General features: G+C 50.5%; 17 protein-coding genes. 9 read left to right on the top strand and 8 right to left on the bottom strand.

Going from position 1 to position 17,446, the window contains the following annotated elements; all coding sequences use genetic code 11:
- Positions 1 to 3 precede the first annotated feature (3 nt).
- On the top strand, positions 4 to 777 hold the full coding sequence (hisP, locus tag HEM79_RS07270; RefSeq protein WP_001293616.1) for a histidine ABC transporter ATP-binding protein HisP: 774 nt from the start codon (positions 4 to 6) through the stop codon (positions 775 to 777).
- 196 nt (positions 778 to 973) lie between these two features.
- Positions 974 to 1,864 carry a recombination-promoting nuclease RpnB gene (rpnB, locus tag HEM79_RS07265; protein ID WP_001625563.1) on the top strand — a complete coding sequence of 297 codons (891 nt, stop codon included), beginning with the start codon at positions 974 to 976 and terminating at the stop codon, positions 1,862 to 1,864.
- A gap of 47 nt (positions 1,865 to 1,911) precedes the next feature.
- Here the strand turns inward: rpnB and HEM79_RS07260 are convergent, their stop codons facing one another.
- Genes HEM79_RS07260 through yfcG form a run of 3 tightly spaced genes read right to left on the bottom strand, consistent with a single transcriptional unit; the run spans position 1,912 to position 3,892 of the window.
- Entirely contained in the window at positions 1,912 to 2,805 is an 894-nt protein-coding gene (locus tag HEM79_RS07260; RefSeq protein ID WP_176242333.1) for a TIGR01777 family oxidoreductase, read from the bottom strand.
- Positions 2,806 to 2,825: 20 nt separating this feature from the next.
- Positions 2,826 to 3,188, bottom strand: a complete 363-nt coding sequence (gene folX, locus HEM79_RS07255) for a dihydroneopterin triphosphate 2'-epimerase (RefSeq protein WP_000068454.1) — start codon at positions 3,186 to 3,188, stop codon at positions 2,826 to 2,828.
- A gap of 56 nt (positions 3,189 to 3,244) precedes the next feature.
- Positions 3,245 to 3,892: a GSH-dependent disulfide bond oxidoreductase gene (yfcG, locus tag HEM79_RS07250; protein WP_176242332.1), complete on the bottom strand. Its 648-nt coding sequence runs from the start codon at positions 3,890 to 3,892 to the stop codon at positions 3,245 to 3,247.
- A gap of 134 nt (positions 3,893 to 4,026) precedes the next feature.
- On the opposite strand from yfcG, the gene yfcF reads away from it, so the two are divergent.
- Genes yfcF through yfcD form a run of 3 tightly spaced genes read left to right on the top strand, consistent with a single transcriptional unit; the run spans position 4,027 to position 5,879 of the window.
- Positions 4,027 to 4,671, top strand: a complete 645-nt coding sequence (yfcF, locus tag HEM79_RS07245; protein ID WP_176242330.1) for a glutathione transferase — start codon at positions 4,027 to 4,029, stop codon at positions 4,669 to 4,671.
- A 55-nt stretch (positions 4,672 to 4,726) separates the two neighbouring features.
- A complete protein-coding gene (gene yfcE / locus HEM79_RS07240; RefSeq protein WP_010351461.1) occupies positions 4,727 to 5,278 on the top strand; it encodes a phosphodiesterase in 552 nt (183 codons plus the stop codon).
- A 58-nt stretch (positions 5,279 to 5,336) separates the two neighbouring features.
- Positions 5,337 to 5,879: an NUDIX hydrolase YfcD gene (gene yfcD, locus HEM79_RS07235; protein ID WP_000437935.1), complete on the top strand. Its 543-nt coding sequence runs from the start codon at positions 5,337 to 5,339 to the stop codon at positions 5,877 to 5,879.
- Positions 5,880 to 5,911: 32 nt separating this feature from the next.
- On the opposite strand, the gene yfcC is transcribed toward yfcD, so the two are convergent.
- The 3 genes from yfcC to ackA all read right to left on the bottom strand — a co-directional run bounded on the left by yfcC (position 5,912) and on the right by ackA (position 11,046).
- The gene (yfcC, locus tag HEM79_RS07230) at positions 5,912 to 7,432 is read right to left on the bottom strand and encodes a putative basic amino acid antiporter YfcC (protein WP_176242328.1); all 1,521 of its coding nucleotides are present in this window, start codon (positions 7,430 to 7,432) and stop codon (positions 5,912 to 5,914) included.
- 189 nt (positions 7,433 to 7,621) lie between these two features.
- Positions 7,622 to 9,769 carry a phosphate acetyltransferase gene (gene pta / locus HEM79_RS07225; RefSeq protein ID WP_176242326.1) on the bottom strand — a complete coding sequence of 716 codons (2,148 nt, stop codon included), beginning with the start codon at positions 9,767 to 9,769 and terminating at the stop codon, positions 7,622 to 7,624.
- A 74-nt stretch (positions 9,770 to 9,843) separates the two neighbouring features.
- On the bottom strand, positions 9,844 to 11,046 hold the full coding sequence (gene ackA, locus HEM79_RS07220) for an acetate kinase (RefSeq protein ID WP_000095696.1): 1,203 nt from the start codon (positions 11,044 to 11,046) through the stop codon (positions 9,844 to 9,846).
- A 337-nt stretch (positions 11,047 to 11,383) separates the two neighbouring features.
- On the opposite strand from ackA, the gene yfbV reads away from it, so the two are divergent.
- The 4 genes from yfbV to HEM79_RS07200 all read left to right on the top strand — a co-directional run bounded on the left by yfbV (position 11,384) and on the right by HEM79_RS07200 (position 14,997).
- The gene (yfbV, locus tag HEM79_RS07215) at positions 11,384 to 11,839 is read left to right on the top strand and encodes a terminus macrodomain insulation protein YfbV (protein ID WP_000106629.1); all 456 of its coding nucleotides are present in this window, start codon (positions 11,384 to 11,386) and stop codon (positions 11,837 to 11,839) included.
- 83 nt (positions 11,840 to 11,922) lie between these two features.
- Positions 11,923 to 12,417: a YfbU family protein gene (locus HEM79_RS07210; protein WP_000426118.1), complete on the top strand. Its 495-nt coding sequence runs from the start codon at positions 11,923 to 11,925 to the stop codon at positions 12,415 to 12,417.
- Between the two features lie 10 nt (positions 12,418 to 12,427).
- Entirely contained in the window at positions 12,428 to 13,078 is a 651-nt protein-coding gene (hxpA, locus tag HEM79_RS07205) for a hexitol phosphatase HxpA (RefSeq protein WP_001203422.1), read from the top strand.
- Between the two features lie 86 nt (positions 13,079 to 13,164).
- Complete coding sequence (locus tag HEM79_RS07200) at positions 13,165 to 14,997, top strand: SLC13 family permease (RefSeq protein ID WP_001012878.1); 1,833 nt, start codon at positions 13,165 to 13,167, stop codon at positions 14,995 to 14,997.
- 86 nt (positions 14,998 to 15,083) lie between these two features.
- Here HEM79_RS07200 and yfbR read toward each other — a convergent pair whose 3' ends face one another.
- Both yfbR and alaA read right to left on the bottom strand, forming a co-directional pair.
- The gene (gene yfbR, locus HEM79_RS07195; protein ID WP_000813872.1) at positions 15,084 to 15,683 is read right to left on the bottom strand and encodes a 5'-deoxynucleotidase; all 600 of its coding nucleotides are present in this window, start codon (positions 15,681 to 15,683) and stop codon (positions 15,084 to 15,086) included.
- A gap of 83 nt (positions 15,684 to 15,766) precedes the next feature.
- A complete protein-coding gene (gene alaA / locus HEM79_RS07190; RefSeq protein WP_000074519.1) occupies positions 15,767 to 16,984 on the bottom strand; it encodes an alanine transaminase AlaA in 1,218 nt (405 codons plus the stop codon).
- Positions 16,985 to 17,446 lie beyond the last annotated feature (462 nt).

Below are 17,446 nucleotides of genomic sequence, written 5' to 3'. Positions count from 1 at the left end.
ACGATGTCCGAGAATAAATTAAACGTTATCGATTTGCACAAACGCTATGGCGAACACGAAGTGCTGAAAGGGGTCTCACTGCAAGCGAATGCCGGAGATGTAATAAGCATCATCGGATCGTCGGGATCGGGGAAAAGTACCTTTCTGCGCTGCATTAACTTCCTCGAAAAACCGAGTGAAGGATCGATCGTGGTCAATGGCCAGACGATCAATCTGGTGCGTGATAAAGACGGTCAACTCAAAGTCGCCGATAAAAATCAGCTGCGCTTACTGCGCACACGCCTGACCATGGTGTTCCAGCACTTCAATCTCTGGAGCCATATGACGGTACTGGAAAACGTCATGGAAGCGCCGATTCAGGTGTTAGGCCTGAGCAAGCAGGAAGCTCGCGAGCGGGCGGTGAAGTATCTGGCGAAAGTCGGCATAGACGAACGTGCGCAGGGTAAATACCCGGTGCACCTGTCCGGTGGTCAGCAACAGCGTGTTTCCATCGCAAGGGCGCTGGCAATGGAACCGGAAGTTCTGCTGTTTGATGAACCTACCTCGGCGCTCGATCCTGAACTGGTAGGCGAGGTGTTGCGTATTATGCAGCAGCTCGCAGAAGAGGGGAAAACGATGGTTGTAGTGACCCACGAAATGGGCTTTGCCCGCCACGTCTCCACGCATGTAATTTTTCTTCATCAAGGGAAAATTGAAGAAGAGGGTACGCCAGAAAAGTTATTCGGCAACCCGCAAAGTCCGCGTCTGCAACAGTTCCTTAAGGGATCGCTAAAATAATTATCTCTCCGGTGGCTAATGCTGCCGGTGTATTTTCAGGGGGAATTTGCGAGTCAGCTTCCGCTAAAATGTAAAAGTTGCAGTCCGCTAAAAATACTTCTGAATTCGCTGTCCAAAGATAAAAACTGCCTGCTGCATTGGGTGTTAATCGTGGTTATTGTCGCGTCATCTTAAATTTGAGGGGTGACGGAACGCCATGACAATATCGACAACTTCCACGCCGCATGATGCGGTATTTAAATCTTTTTTACGCCATCCAGACACCGCGCGGGATTTTATTGATATTCACCTTCCCGCGCCGCTGCGTAAACTGTGTGATTTAACGACGCTTAAACTGGAACCAAACAGTTTTATTGATGAAGACCTGCGGCAATATTATTCCGACCTCTTGTGGTCTGTGAAAACGCAGGAGGGAGTGGGTTATATTTATGTAGTGATAGAGCACCAAAGTAAGCCGGAAGAATTAATGGCTTTTCGCATGATGCGTTATTCCATTGCGGCAATGCAAAACCATCTTGATGCGGGCTATAAAGAGCTTCCATTGGTGATCCCGATGCTGTTTTATCATGGCTGCAGAAGCCCTTATCCATATTCACTCTGCTGGCTTGATGAATTTGCCGAGCCTGCGATTGCCCGCAAAATATATTCATCAGCGTTTCCGTTGGTGGATATTACCGTGGTGCCGGATGACGAGATTATGCAACACCGCAAAATGGCGCTGTTGGAGTTAATTCAGAAACATATTCGCCAGCGCGATCTGTTGGGATTAGTCGACCAAATTGTTTCGCTGCTAGTTACAGGGAACACTAATGACAGACAGCTAAAAGCCCTGTTTAATTACGTATTACAAACAGGGGATGCCCAGCGTTTCCGTGCATTTATTGGTGAGATAACAGAACGCGCACCACAAGAAAAGGAGAAACTGATGACCATTGCTGACAGATTACGTGAAGAAGGCGCAATGCAGGGCAAACACGAAGAAGCCCTGCGTATTGCTCAGGAGATGCTGGATAGAGGTTTAGACAGAGAGTTAGTTATGATGGTGACCCGACTATCGCCAGACGATCTTATAGCGCAAAGCCACTAACCCTGTAACACCGGGAGTTAACTGGCGGATGTTTGCAGTAAACCACATCAGCGAACGACATCCGCCAGCGCCTCTTCTAAATCGTACCAGCGAAAAGCGAACCCCGCTTCTTCAAGCCGTTTTGGCAACGCACGTTGTCCGCCCAAGACCAGAACCGATGATTCCCCCATCAGCAAGCGAATAGCTGTGGCAGGGACGCGCAAAATCGCCGGGCGATGCAGCGCATGACCAAGCGCATGGGCAAATTGTTCATTGTGTACCGGGTAGGGCGAAACCATATTAAATGGCCCGCGCAGCTCGTTATCCAGCAGCCAGAGAATACCGTTGACCATATCATCAATATGAATCCAGGCCAGATACTGCCGACCGGAGCCAATCGGACCACCCAGGCCAAGGCGAAACGGAGGCAGCATTTTGCCGAGGATACCGCCATCCGAAGCCAGTACTACGCCGGTACGCAGCAGGCACACTCGTGTTTTGTCGCTTTGCGCCCGACAGGCAATTTCTTCCCAACGGGCGCAGAGTTTATGGGTAAATTCGTTATGTGGCGGTTCTTCTTCAGTGACCACGACTTCACCTAAGTCACCATAATATCCCGCCGCCGAGCCTGAAATGAGCACTGACGGCGGCGTGTCGCTGGCGTTAATCAAATCCACCAGTTTTTGCGTGATATTCCAGCGGCTTTGGCAGAGGCGATCTTTTTGCTCGCGAGTCCAGCGTTTATCGGCTATTGGTTCACCGGCCAGATTGATCACCGCATCAACGCCGTTGAGGTTGCTTTGATCGGCAAGCCCTTGCCATAGTGTCACTCGGGAGCCGAGAACGGAACTGGCTTTCTGCGGGTTACGCGTTACCACCGTTACCTGATGACCCAGTTCCAACAAGCGTGGGATTAAATGGCGACCAATTAATCCTGTCCCTCCGGTGATCACTATATTCATGCAGCCTCCCGATATAGCGGTTAACGCTGCCAGCTCAAGGTCATGGATACCGAATCGGCATAGCGCAGCGCGTGAAGTTTATCGATCTCCACTTCAGCATACGTCACCCAGTGATGTTCACGTGCGATATCGAGCACATCCTGAGTTAATTTTTCCAGCAAAGAGAAACGGTTATTCTCTACGTGTTGAATGATGTTTTTGGTAACGGTGCGATAATTCAGCGCGTCATTAATATCTTCGCTGGTACGCGCTTTATCGGCGGGGTAATGGATCGTCACGTTGATAACGATATCCTGACGGTTGTTAATCTCTTCGTCTTTAATTCCGATAAATGTACGTAAGCGAAGGTTCTTTATACGAATAATCGCGGCAGGTTGTGCCATTGCAGGTTCTCCGTTGTTTTATTTAGGATTAAATAATACACGAGAACCAGGTTCTGTTAACTATTCGAAATCTCATCATTTACTTGTGCTTTTAGTAGCGCCTGCCCGGTAGCAGGACGTGAGCGGATTCGTTCATACCAATTTTTTACTGCCGGATACATCGCGAGTTCAATTCGCTGGCGAGTCCAGGCATTAACCCACGGCCAACAGGCAATATCTGCAATACTGTAGTTTTCACCGCCCAGCCAGGGCGAGTTTTCCAGGCGCTTATTCAGCACATGATACAGACGCTGAGTTTCAACCTGATAACGCTCAATTGCATAGGGAATAGTCTGTGGCGCTGCATGATTAAAATGGTGATTTTGCCCGAGCATCGGCCCCAGGCCTCCAACCTGCCAGAATAACCACTGTAATGTGGCGGCGCGCTCACGCGGTTCATGACCTAAAAATAGCCCTGTTTTTTCCGCCAGATACAACAAAATTGCACCTGACTCAAAGAGGCTTAATGGTTCACCGCCGTCAGTCGGGGCATGATCAACAATCGCCGGAATTTTATTGTTGGGTGAAATGCGCAAAAACTCCGGGCGAAACTGACCGCCTTTACCGAGGTCAACTTTGATTAAGCGATAATCCAGTCCCGCCTCTTCGAGAAACAACGTAATTTTGTGACCATTCGGCGTTGGGGCGAAATAGAGATCGATCATTGCAGCTCCGGTTATCTAATAATCTGAACACATCAAGTATAGAAAGCGCAGCGACTTGTGTAAGTTTTCATCAAGTAACCGTGACAAAAAGGCTCTATAGTTTGATAGCAAGCCCATTTATCGCTGAGGACATAATGAGTAAACCTGCAATCACGCTGTGGTCAGATGCCCATTTTTTCTCCCCTTATGTGTTATCCGCCTGGGTGGCGTTGCAGGAGAAAGGCCTGCCTTTTCATATAAAAACCATCAACCTCGACAGCGGTGAACATTTGCGGCCGACGTGGCAAGGTTACGGACAGACACGGCGCGTGCCGTTGTTACAAATTGATGATTTTGAGTTGAGTGAATCCTCTGCCATTGCAGAATATCTGGAGGATCGTTTTGCGCCGCCGACCTGGGAACGCATTTATCCGCTTGATTTGCAAAATCGGGCGCGAGCACGGCAGATTCAGGCCTGGCTACGCAGCGATCTGATGCCCATCCGCGAAGAACGTCCGACGGATGTTGTCTTTGCTGGTACTAAAAAAGCGCCATTAACGGTGGAGGGAAAGGCCAGTGCAGAGAAACTGTTCGCGATGGCAGAACATTTACTGGCGCATGACCAGCCGAATCTGTTTGGTGAGTGGTGTATTGCAGATACTGATTTGGCGTTAATGATTAACCGCCTGGTATTACAGGGTGATGAGGTGCCGGAACGTCTGGTGGATTATGCAGCATTCCAGTGGCAGCGGGCTTCAGTTCAGCTTTTTATTGCACTTTCGGCGAAGCAATCTGGCTGATAGAGGCGATAGAATCCAGTATCATAGCTTACGTTTTTTCGACGAGGAGTGAGTGATGAAACTGATGTTTGCATCGGACATTCATGGGTCGTTACCGGCGACGGAACGTGTTCTGGATTTGTTTGCCCAGAGCGGAGCTCAGTGGCTGGTGATTCTTGGCGACGTGCTGAATCATGGCCCGAGAAACGCCCTGCCTGAAGGGTATGCGCCAGCCAAAGTAGCCGAACGGCTGAATGAGGTGGCGCATAAAGTTATCGCCGTGCGCGGCAACTGCGATAGCGAAGTGGATCAGATGCTGCTGCACTTCCCTATAACCGCACCGTGGCAACAGGTATTACTGGAAAAACAACGTCTGTTTCTGACGCATGGTCATCTGTTTGGCCCGGATAATCTGCCGGCTTTAAACCAGAACGACGTGCTGGTGTACGGTCATACCCATCTACCAGTGGCGGAACAGCGGGGTGAAATTTTCCACTTTAACCCCGGTTCGGTAAGCATTCCGAAAGGCGGCTATCCGGCGAGCTATGGCATGTTGGATGATGACGTACTAAGCGTAATCGCACTCAATGATCAAAGTATCATTGCGCAGATCGCGATTAATCCGTAATTTACTCCACAACTCAAAATGCGCCGTAAGAGCGCCAGAAAAAGAAGGTTTCCTGATAATGGAACAGCGTCGTTTGGCAAGTACTGAATGGGTGGATATTGTCAATGAAGAGAACGAAGTCATTGCACAAGCCAGCCGGGAACAAATGCGGGCACAGTGTCTGCGTCATCGTGCAACTTATATCGTCGTGCATGATGGCATGGGCAAAATTCTTGTGCAGCGTCGTACCGAGACAAAAGACTTTTTACCCGGCATGTTAGATGCGACCGCTGGTGGTGTGGTCCAGGCCGATGAGCAACTGCTGGAATCCGCACGTCGCGAAGCGGAAGAAGAGTTGGGCATTGCCGGTGTCCCCTTTGCCGAGCACGGGCAGTTCTATTTCGAAGATAAAAATTGCCGTGTCTGGGGCGCGCTGTTCAGTTGTGTCTCTCACGGTCCATTCGCCCTCCAGGAAGATGAAGTCAGTGAAGTTTGCTGGCTAACGCCGGAAGAAATCACCGCACGTTGCGATGAGTTTACTCCAGACTCGCTGAAAGCCCTGGCGTTGTGGATGAAGCGCAATGCCAAAAATGAAGCCGTAGAGACTGAAACGGCAGAATGAAAAAAGAGCCGCAATTGCGGCTCTTAACATTTTTAATGGTAGCCCATTAACTGAGCGCCGATCACCACGACGCTGGACATAATAAACAGCAGTCCAAGCAGTGTCGCACCCACTTTCACCCAGTTACGGAAGTCCACCCGGCAAACGCCGAGTGTCGCCATTAACGACGCCGAGGTCGGGTAAATGATGTGACTGAAGCCATCGCCAAACTGGAACGCCAGCACGGTAACCTGACGGTTAACACCGACCAGATCGCCAAGCGGTGCCAGTAACGGCATGGTTAGCGCAGCCTGACCAGAACCGGATGTCACGAAGAAATTAAATACCGCCTGGAAGAGCAACATAAACCAGGCCGCGACAGCGTTATCCAGACCGCTAATGGCATTGGCAATGCTGTTGAGGATAGTATTCAGCACGCTGGCCTCACCAGCTTCACCGTTACCCACCAGCAGCAAAATCCCTTTGGCGAAACCCACCAGCAGGGCAGGGGCGATCATCATGCGCGCGCCTTCGGTAAAGGATGAAGCCATGGTATTTACCGTCATGCCGTTAAGACGGAAGACAACGCCGATGATGCCAATCACCAGCCCCATAGTGAAGAACTGGCTGGCGATTTCTGGAATAAACCAGGCATTAACGATCACCCCCCAAATCACCCAGATCATAACGGCGGTCAGGACAATCAATACCAGCCAGTCACCAAAGGTAAACGGACGTTGTTCAACGTCAGCCTGCTTTTCACGGAAGAAGCGATCGGAATCATGCACGCGTGACAACAGAGGATTCTTTTTCACTCGTGAGGCGTAAACCATGGTAAAGATCAGGCCAATCAGAGTGGCGATAACCCACACCACAATGCGCAGGCCGGAGCCGGAAAGCACCGGAACGCCAGCAATCCCCTGGGCGACAACCACGCAGAACGGGTTCATCCACGAGCTGGCAAAACCGATTTGAGTGGCGATATAGGTCACCAGGACGGTAGTAATACTGTCATAACCCAGTCGTACCATTAGCGGGGCAATGATGATGGCAAAGGCGACGGCCTCTTCTCCCATGCCAAACACCGCACCACCGAGCGAAAAGAGAATAAACAGCGCAGGAATAAAGAGAATTTCATTCCCTCGTGTATGGCGGATAAGCGCCAGGATGCCGTTATCAATGGTTCCTGTACGCATCACGATGCCAAATGCACCGCCGATCACCAGCATAAACATGATGATGCCAACGGCTGTCCCGTATTTCGATCCGGAGGTTAACCCTTCAAACGGGAAGTTCATCAGGCCTGGACGTTCATCTCCGGTCGAGAACAGTTGTACGCGGTGATACTCAGGTTCGCCGGCCTCGTTGGTCAGAATGCGAAATGAGTGAGGGTCTACGACTTTGCGTGTTTTCGTCTGACCATCAACCTGGTACTGCACTTCCTGACTGTCAAACATCCCCACCGGAACAACCCATGTGGCGAGGCTGGTTAAAATAGCGACAAAAAAGATAATCACCAGCGTATCGGGCATTGCCCATCTTCTGGTTGGTTTGGATTCAGTTATTGCGGACATAGCGCAAATTTTCCCTTGCACAAGACAAAGTGGTAAGTATGCAAAGTGATATGGCGCAATTCATTGATGCAGCGCAGTTAAGCAAGATAATCAGAAAGGAGTAATGCAAATTAAGAGAATAAAAAACCGAAAATAGTGACTATTTCCGGTTCAGATATCCGCAGCGCAAGGCTGCGGATGATGACGAGATTACTGCTGCTGCTGTGCAGACTGAATCGCAGTCAGCGCGATGGTGTAGACGATGTCGTCAACCAGAGCGCCACGGGACAGGTCGTTAACCGGCTTGCGCATACCCTGCAGCATCGGCCCGATGGAGATCAGGTCGGCAGAACGCTGTACCGCTTTGTAGGTGGTGTTACCGGTGTTCAGATCCGGGAAGATGAACACGGTAGCGCGACCTGCAACCGGAGAGTTCGGTGCTTTAGATTTCGCAACGTCAGCCATTACCGCAGCGTCGTACTGCAGCGGACCGTCGATCATCAGGTCAGGACGTTTTTCTTGCGCCAGACGAGTTGCTTCGCGAACTTTTTCTACGTCGCTACCTGCACCAGAAGTACCGGTGGAGTAGGAGAGCATAGCAACACGCGGTTCGATACCGAAGGCAGCGGCGGAGTCTGCGGACTGAATCGCAATTTCTGCCAGCTGTTCTGCGGTCGGATCCGGGTTGATCGCACAGTCACCGTAAACGTAAACCTGTTCCGGCAGCAGCATGAAGAACACGGAAGATACCAGGGAGCTGCCCGGTGCAGTTTTGATCAGCTGCAGCGGCGGACGGATGGTGTTTGCGGTGGTGTGAACAGCACCGGAAACCAGACCGTCAACTTCATCCTGTTCCAGCATCAGCGTACCGAGAACCACGTTGTCTTCCAGCTGTTCGCGGGCAACGGTTTCGGTCATACCTTTGTTCTTACGCAGTTCGACCAGACGAGCAACATAGCTTTCGCGAACCACTTCTGGATCAACGATTTCGATGCCTGCGCCCAGTTCTACGCCCTGAGAAGCTGCAACGCGGTTGATCTCTGCCGGATTACCCAGCAGAACGCAAGTTGCGATACCACGTTCAGCACAGATAGCGGCTGCTTTAACCGTACGCGGTTCGTCGCCTTCCGGCAGAACAATACGTTTGCCCGCTTTGCGCGCCAGTTCGGTCAGCTGATAACGGAATGCTGGCGGAGACAGGCGACGGCTGCGCTCGGAAGTGGCAGTCAGAGAATCGATCCAGTCAGCGTTGATGTAGTTAGCAACATATTCCTGAACTTTCTCGATACGCTCATGATCGTCAACCGGAACTTCCAGGTTGAAGCTCTGCAGGCTCAGAGAAGTCTGCCAGGTGTTGGTGTTCACCATAAATACCGGCAGGCCGGTAGCGAAAGCACGTTCGCACAGTTTAGAAATGCGCGCGTCCATTTCGTAGCCGCCAGTCAGCAGCAGGGCACCGATTTCTACGCCGTTCATTGCAGCCAGGCAAGCGGCAACCAGCACATCAGGACGGTCTGCGGAAGTCACCAGCAGAGAACCAGCACGGAAGTGCTCCAGCATGTGCGGAATGCTGCGTGCGCAGAAAGTGACGGATTTAACGCGGCGAGTGTTGATGTCGCCTTCGTTGATGATGGTCGCATTCAGGTGACGCGCCATATCGATCGCACGGGTCGCGATCAGATCAAAGCTCCACGGCACAGCGCCGAGAACCGGCAACGGGCTGGATTCTTGCAGCTTCGCCGGATCAACATTGTTGACTTTAGCTTTGGAAGAGTCGTCGAAAATCTCGGACAGATCCGGGCGAGTACGCCCTTGTTCATCAACCGGTGCGTTCAGTTTGTTAACGATAACGCCGGTGATATTGGTGTTTTTTGCACCGCCGAAGCTGTTGCGAGTCAGTTCGATACGCTCTTTCAGCTGTTCCGGGGTGTCAGTGCCCTGAGACATAACGAAGACGATTTCCGCATTCAGCGTTTTGGCGATTTCGTAGTTCAGAGACTGGGCAAACTGGTGCTTACGTGTCGGGATCAGACCTTCAACCAGAACAACTTCAGCGTCTTTGGTGTTAGCGTGGTAGTTCGCGACGATCTCTTCCATCAGCACATCTTTTTTATTGCTGGAAAGCAGACCTTCAACGTAACTCATTTTCAGCGGTTCAGCGGCTGTCGTGGTGGAAGAATTCGCACGCACAATAGTCGTTGTCTGATCGGGCGCATCGCCACCGGTACGCGGCTGAGCGATAGGTTTGAAAACGCTCAGACGAACGCCTTTGCGTTCCATTGCACGGATCACGCCAAGACTGACGCTGGTCAGACCGACGCTGGTTCCGGTAGGGATCAGCATAATAATACGGGACACGGTTTATCCTCTTTCGTTACCGCCGGTTTGGCGGGTTACAAAACAGCACCGCCAGCAGGGCTGGCGGTGTGGAATCAGGCGGTCAGGCGGCAGGCGTCTTGCGCGATAACCAGCTCTTCGTTGGTTGGGATCACAACAGCAGGGCGGGTGCCTTCTTTGTTGATGAAACCAGATTTGCCGAAACGTGCAGCCAGGTTGCGTTCATGATCAACTTCAAAGCCCAGCACGCCCAGTTTGCCCAGAGACAGTTCACGAACCATCGCGGCATTTTCACCGATACCACCGGTGAATACAACTGCGTCCAGACGACCATCCATCAGTGCAGTGTATGCACCGATATATTTCGCCAGACGGTGGCAGTAAACGTCCATTGCGCGCTTCGCGTCTTCTTTAGTCGCGTAGTTGTCTTCAACATAGCGGCAGTCGCTGGTGACTTCGGTCAGACCCAGCAGGCCAGACTCTTTGGTCAGCATTTTGTTGATTGCGTCAACGCTCATGCCCAGGGTGTCGTGCAGGTGGAAGATGATAGCCGGGTCGATATCGCCAGAGCGAGTACCCATTACCAGACCTTCCAGCGGGGTCAGACCCATAGAGGTGTCAACGCATTTACCGTTGCGGATAGCAGAAACGGAACCACCGTTGCCCAGGTGGCAGGTGATGATGTTCAGCTCTTCTACCGGTTTGTTCAGCATTTTTGCCGCTTCCTGGGTTACATAGAAGTGGCTGGTGCCGTGCGCGCCGTAACGACGGATGCCGTGCTCTTTGTACAGGTTGTACGGCAGAGCGTAGAGGTAAGACTCTTCCGGCATAGTCTGGTGGAACGCAGTGTCAAATACAGCAACGTTTTTGTCTTTCAGCTGCGGGAAAGATTTCAGAGCTTCTTCGATACCGATCAGGTGAGCCGGGTTGTGCAGCGGTGCAAAAGAAGCCGCATCTTTGATACCCTGAATAACAGACTCATCGATCACTACGGAGCTGGTATACTTCTCGCCGCCGTGTACGATACGGTGACCGATAGCGGTCAGCTGCGCAGAAAGTTCTGGTTTTTGTGCCAGAATATTATTAACGATAAAGTTGAGCGCTTCGCTGTGAGCGGCGCCTGCACCTAAAGCCGCTTCTTGTTTATTGCCGTCCATTTTCCATTTGATGCGTGCTTCGGGCAGGTGGAAACATTCGGCTAAACCAGAAAGGTACTCTTCACCATTTACAGCATCGATGATTGCAAATTTCAGTGAAGAACTACCGCAGTTCAGAACCAGTACTAACTTACTCGACATGGAAGTACCTATAATTGATACGTGGCTAAAAAAACGTCAGGGAGCCATAGAGCGTAGCGCATGATGACACCGACATTTATGATTAACATCATGCACTGCAAATTTTTTTTGCATGATGGAATAAATATCTTGAGTCTATGCCATTTTGCGTAATTTTCAGCCAATGGCATAATGTATATGAATTTGACGACTCAATGAATATGTACTACTTAGGCCTTCAGGCTGCTAAAGGATACCTGATAGTGGGTATGGAAGACAAAATGTTTTGAACGTTGTCCCGCTGAGTTGTGAATTTGCACAAATTTTTGAATCTTTATATGTGAAGTTGAGGTGAAGCATGTCAACGCCGGATAATCGTTCTGTTAATTTTTTTAGCTTGTTTCGCCGGGGACAGCATTACTCAAAGACGTGGCCGCTGGAAAAACGCCTTGCCCCGGTCTTTGTTGAAAATCGCGTTATCAAGATGACGCGCTATGCGATTCGTTTTATGCCGCCGATTGCTGTGTTTACTCTCTGCTGGCAAATTGCGCTAGGCGGTCAGCTTGGGCCGGCTGTTGCTACTGCGCTGTTCGCCCTGAGTTTGCCGATGCAGGGGCTGTGGTGGCTGGGCAAACGTTCTGTTACGCCATTACCGCCGGCGATCCTGAGTTGGTTTTATGAGGTTCGTGGTAAATTGCAGGAGGCCGGGCAAGCATTAGCCCCCGTAGAAGGCAAGCCTGACTATCAGGCATTAGCTGACACGCTTAAGCGCGCCTTCAAACAACTGGATAAAACTTTCCTTGATGATTTGTAATTGACCCCTGATTACGCATATAAAAGAAGGCAGACATCGGCCTTCTTTTTTTTCACCGTAGTAAAGTGATACAGGAGTCAACAATGGAAATGACCAACGCGCAACGTCTTATTTTGTCTAACCAGTACAAAATGATGACTATGCTCGATCCGGCAAATGCTGAACGTTATCGTCGTCTGCAAACAATCATTGAACGCGGTTATGGATTGCAGATGCGCGAACTGGATCGTGAGTTTGGCGAGCTGAAAGAAGAAACCTGCCGTACTATCATCGACATTATGGAGATGTATCACGCACTGCATGTCTCCTGGTCTAATTTGCAGGATCAACAAGCTATCGATGAACGCCGTGTCACTTTCCTCGGCTTCGACGCTGCCACCGAAGCACGTTATCTCGGTTATGTACGCTTTATGGTTAATGTCGAAGGGCGTTACACCCATTTTGATGCCGGGACTCACGGCTTTAATGCCCAGACGCCAATGTGGGAGAAATACCAACGCATGTTGAATGTCTGGCATTCTTGCCCGCGTCAGTATCATCTGAGCACAAACGAAATTAATCAAATCATTAACGCCTGAGGAGGCTTGCGTGCGGTGCAAAGGTTTTCTGTTTGATCTTGATGGTACGCTGGTAGACTCCCTGCCTGCGGTAGAGCGGGCGTGGAGCAACTGGGCGAGACGCCATGGATTAACGCCGGAAGAAGTGCTGGCTTTTATTCACGGTAAACAGGCAATAACGTCTCTGCGCCATTTTATGGTGGGGAAATCGGAGGCGGAAATTGCTGCAGAGTTTACGCGTCTGGAGCAAATCGAGGCTACGGAAACCGAAGGAATTTCCGCACTCCCGGGGGCGATAGCTTTACTCAATCATTTGAATAAAGCGGGTATTCCATGGGCGATTGTGACTTCAGGTTCAATGCCAGTTGCACGAGCGCGCCACAAAGTAGCCGGACTTCCCGCACCGGAAGTATTTGTTACTGCGGAGCGGGTGAAACGTGGGAAACCAGAGCCTGACGCCTATTTGTTAGGCGCGCAACTGCTGGGTCTTGCACCACACGAATGCGTTGTAGTGGAAGACGCTCCCGCAGGTGTGCTTTCTGGCCTGGCAGCGGGATGCCATGTTATTGCGGTTAATGCACCGGCAGACACTCCACGTCTGAATGAGGTAGATTTGGTTCTCCATAGTCTGGAGCAAATTACTGTGACCAAACAGCCAAATGGCGATGTTATTATTTCGTGAAACACCTAATCATGATTTAGCCCCGTCTCGTCGGGGCTTTTTTGTGGCAGAATCAAGCCATCCCCCTCAATTAACAAGGATAAGTTGTGAACGGTGAATTGATCTGGGTTCTCTCATTACTGGCCGTTGCCATAGTCCTGTTTGCAACAGGCAGAGTGCGTATGGATGCGGTCGCTTTGTTTGTTATTGTCGCGTTTGCATTAAGCGGAACGCTGACGGTCCCCGAAGTTTTTTCCGGCTTTTCCGATCCTAACGTTGTGCTGATCGCCGCCCTGTTTATTATTGGCGATGGTTTAGTCCGTACCGGCGTTGCCACCGTGATGGGGACATGGCTGGTCAAAGTGGCCGGCAACAGTGAAATCAAAATGCTGGTTTTACTGATGTTAACTGTCGCCGGTCTTGGCGCATTTATGAGTTCAACTGGCGTCGTCGCTATCTTTATTCCCGTGGTGTTAAGCGTTGCCATGCGTATGCAAACGTCGCCATCGCGCCTGATGATGCCGCTAAGTTTTGCCGGGCTGATTAGCGGCATGATGACGCTGGTGGCGACCCCGCCTAACCTGGTGGTGAACAGCGAACTGCTACGCGAGGGTTATCACGGGTTTAGTTTCTTTAGCGTAACGCCTATCGGCCTGGTCGTATTGGTACTCGGCATCTTATACATGCTGGTGATGCGTTTTATGCTGAAAGGGGATTCCCAGACCCCGCAGCGCGAAGGCTGGACGCGTCGCACCTTCCGCGATCTTATTCGTGAATACCGTCTTACCGGGCGTGCGCGCCGTCTGGCTATTCGCCCCGGTTCGCCGATGATCGGTCAACGGCTGGACGACCTTAAATTGCGTGAACGCTATGGCGCAAACGTCATTGGTGTTGAACGCTGGCGTCGTTTTCGTCGTGTTATTGTGAATGTGAACGGGGTTTCTGAATTTCGCGCGCGTGACGTTTTGCTTATTGATATGTCAGCGGCTGACGTTGATCTCCGGCAATTTTGCAGTGAACAATTACTGGAGCCGATGGTTTTGCGCGGCGAGTATTTTTCCGATCAGGCTCTTGATGTCGGCATGGCAGAGATTTCATTAATTCCTGAGTCAGAGCTTATTGGTAAATCGGTGCGCGAAATCGGCTTTCGTACCCGCTACGGGCTGAATGTCGTGGGGCTGAAACGCAATGGCGTGGCGCTGGAAGGTTCGTTGGCGGATGAACCTCTGCTGCTGGGCGATATTATTCTGGTGGTTGGTAACTGGAAACTGATCGGTATGCTGGCAAAACAGGGCCGCGATTTTGTGGCGCTGAATTTACCAGAAGAAGTGAGTGAAGCATCTCCCGCACACAGCCAGGCGCCACATGCCATTTTCTGTCTGGTGCTGATGGTGGCGTTAATGCTGACCGATGAAATTCCTAACCCTGTTGCCGCTATCATTGCCTGCCTGCTGATGGGGAAATTCCGCTGTATCGATGCCGAAAGTGCCTATAAATCCATTCACTGGCCGAGCATTATTTTGATCGTTGGGATGATGCCGTTTGCTGTGGCATTACAGAAAACCGGTGGTGTCGCGCTGGCGGTGAAAGGGCTGATGGACATCGGCGGCGGTTACGGGCCGCATATGATGCTGGTCTGTTTGTTTGTCTTGTCGGCAGTTATTGGGTTATTTATCTCTAATACCGCGACGGCGGTGTTGATGGCTCCGATTGCGCTGGCTGCCGCAAAAACAATGGGCGTATCACCTTATCCGTTCGCAATGGTCGTGGCGATGGCTGCATCCGCCGCTTTTATGACGCCAGTTTCTTCACCCGTTAACACACTGGTTTTAGGCCCGGGGAATTACAGCTTCAGCGACTTTGTGAAGCTGGGAGTACCGTTCACCATTATCGTGATGGTGGTTTGTGTGGTGATGATCCCGATGTTGTTTCCATTTTGACGAGAGCCAGATGTCGCATCCGTCGCTTATTGCCTGATGCGACGCTGGCGCGTCTTATCAGGCTGTGTCGGCTGGTATCTGGCTGCTTACAGCGGTGAATCCTGGCTAATCTCATCGAGCGAAAGATGAAAGCTGGGAACAAATACCTCCATGAAGTAGTCCATCTCCTGGCTGCGGCGCGCTTCAAGCGTTGCTTCCAGTCGCGTTTTTGCCAGTAAAAATTCATTATTTCCGGCTGCGAGTTCTTCCAGGCATTTCAGATATGCACACAGCGCATCCGCCTGTTTAACCAGTGACTTTTCTTCATCGCTATACGCATTTTCATCGATTAATGGCGCAAAAATATCCCGCAGCTCCTCCGGAACCATATCGACAAGTTTTTGCTGAGCGATTTTCTCAATGGCTTTATATTCCTGGGCGATTTGCGAGTTGAAGTATTTCACCGGAGTAGGGAGATCGCCCGTGAGCACTTCAGAGGCATCGTGGTACATCGCCAGAAGTGCGATGCGTTCTGCATTCACCTGTCCGCCAAATTTGCGATTCTTGATGGCTGCCAGCGCATGGGCGACCATCGCTACCTGCAAACTGTGTTCGGACACATTTTCCGTCCGCACGTTGCGCATTAGCGGCCAGCGGTTAATGAGTTTCAGGCGGGAGAGGTGGGCAAAAAAATGGCTCTGTTTCATAGTGACCTTACGAGTGATGACATCCTGAGGTCATTGTGGAGGGATAACACTGCCGGATGCAATCTCCGGCAGTGAATTTAAGATTACAACTGATGATAACCGGAAAGGAAACGAGCGAACTTGCTCAAGGACAGTTCGATATCATCAACACGCGGCAGCGTGACAATGCGGAAGTGATCCGGCCATGGCCAGTTAAATGCAGTTCCTTGTACCAGCAGAACTTTTTCCTGTAACAGGAAATCCAGTACCATCTTCTGATCGTCGTGAATATTAAAGCGTTTGGCGTCGATTTTCGGGAACATGTACAGTGCGCCGCGCGGCTTCACGCAGGAAACACCTGGAATGTCGTTAATCAATTCCCAGGCGCGATTACGCTGCTCGTAAAGACGTCCACCCGGCATGATAAACTCGCTGATGCTCTGATAGCCGCCGAGTGCGGTCTGTATTGCGTGTTGTGCGGGAACGTTAGCGCAAAGTCGCATTGAGGCCAGCATTTCCAGACCTTCGATGTAGCCTTTGGCGTGTTTTTTCGGCCCGTTCAATACCATCCAGCCCTGACGGAAGCCTGCAACACGATACGTTTTCGACAGTCCGTTAAAGGTAATAGTCAGCAGGTCAGGAGCTAACGGCGCAATCGAGTGATGTTCAGCGTCGTCATAGAGGATTTTGTCGTAAATTTCATCGGCGAAGATAATGAGATTATGTTGACGCGCAATCTCCACAATCTCCATCAAAAGCTCTTTAGAATATACTGCGCCGGTTGGGTTGTTCGGGTTGATAATAACAATGCCGCGCGTGCGTGGCGTAATTTTGGCGCGAATGTCATCGAGATCCGGGAACCAGTCAGAGGATTCATCGCAAAGATAGTGCACTGCTTTACCGCCGGAGAGCGAAACTGCCGCTGTCCATAGAGGGTAATCAGGCGCAGGAACCAACATTTCGTCCCCACTGTTCAGCAATGCCTGCATTGCCTGAACGATAAGCTCTGATACACCATTGCCAATGTAAATATCTTCCACGGTAACATCACGCATACCGCGAGCCTGGTAGTGCTGCATGATGGCTTTACGCGCGGAGTAAAGACCTTTGGAATCGCAATAGCCCTGAGCTGTCGGGAGGTTGCGTATCACGTCAACCAGGATTTCATCGGGTGCGTCAAAACCGAACGGCGCTGGGTTGCCGATGTTCAGTTTCAGTACCTTGTTACCTTCTTCTTCCAGGCGTTTTGCTTCTTTCAGCACCGGACCACGGATGTCGTAACAGACATTCTCTAATTTGCTGGATTTTTCAATGGGGGACATGAATCTTGACCTTTTTGCTGTTATCGCCACTCCCTGCCGTGGAAGTCAGCTTAGAACAATGTACTCCCCCGAGGCGGCGTTTTGAAGTTCTGCAGAACAAGATTTTGCTGGCAGAGAAAGAGGAATTGTGCTGTTAATAACTTAATTATCGCAAAATAATAAGATGCATATACTTAATAAGTGATGTTTGGTAGTGATTTATTCTGAATATCAATTCAGAGTATGGTTTTTTTGTCTGATAGATAAATGTGTAAAATTTCTTCGGCTTAAGAAATCACGAACATAAAGCATTCATGATATTTTCGTTATAAGTGAAAAATTAACGAGTAGTGATTGCCGATGTGTCGTATAGGTGATGACGGGGGAAATTATTGTTAAGAGGAATTAATGAATGCGGGTGATGCTAATTAATTATTATTTAATATTCAAAAAGGCTTTGTTGTGCATATTAATAATAGAAGA

Origin of the sequence: Escherichia sp. 93.0816 (assembly GCF_013368855.2) — a bacterium.
Classification (GTDB): Bacteria; Pseudomonadota; Gammaproteobacteria; order Enterobacterales; family Enterobacteriaceae; genus Escherichia; species Escherichia ruysiae.
This window is presented reverse-complemented; position numbering and strand designations above follow the sequence as displayed.